The sequence below is a fragment of the Galbibacter pacificus genome (assembly GCF_029603165.1).
GTDB classification, from domain to species: Bacteria; Bacteroidota; Bacteroidia; order Flavobacteriales; family Flavobacteriaceae; genus Galbibacter; species Galbibacter pacificus.
In genome coordinates this window covers 1-579 of the sequence record NZ_JAQSVC010000021.1, presented here as the reverse complement: position 1 = coordinate 579, position 579 = coordinate 1, and the positions used below count along the sequence as shown (strand labels likewise).

Sequence of the window (579 nt, the reverse complement as noted above, 5' to 3'; positions counted from 1 at the left end):
GAAGCCGTCTCATTTCACAGAATGGGGCGGTTTTTTAATTTGGTGTCTTTGACCTCTTAATTTTCTATTTTGGTGAAGGGATAAATTTTCCAAGTGGCCCTATGCCGCTTTTTTGCGCATATTATGGGCCAATGCGTGCAATCCGAACTCCAATTCCACCTTTTTGATTCCTTTATGGGTAAATCGTTTGAAGTTACGGTTCGATTTGATATGACCGAACACCGGTTCCACATCCGCGGTCCGTCTTTTTCGCCTTTCTATGCCCTCTTCGCTGGTGAGCCTTTTCCTGACGGCCTCTTTGTGACGTTCCAGTTGGTGGTTGCGCTCTACTTTTCGGTTGTATTTTGACTTATGGCACATTCCGCGCAGTGAGCAGCCCTGGCAGTTCCTGGCCTGGTAAATACTGGTTGTTTGCCGGTAACCGGATTTGGTGGTCCTTTTCTGATCGTGTGTTCGCTCCATATGCTGTCCCATCGGGCATACGTAATAGTCACCTTCCGCATTATAGTGTAGGTTATTTCTGTTAAAATCGTCCTTTCCATTTTTCTTTTTCTTGGATTTGTAGCTCTGTTCCTCTTT

General features: G+C 45.4%; 1 protein-coding gene. It reads right to left on the bottom strand.

What is annotated here, in order from left to right:
* Positions 1 to 99: 99 nt before the first annotated feature.
* Positions 100 to 579 (bottom strand): transposase (locus PSF86_RS17755; protein ID WP_277901434.1); only part of this gene is annotated, 480 nt, incomplete at its 5' end.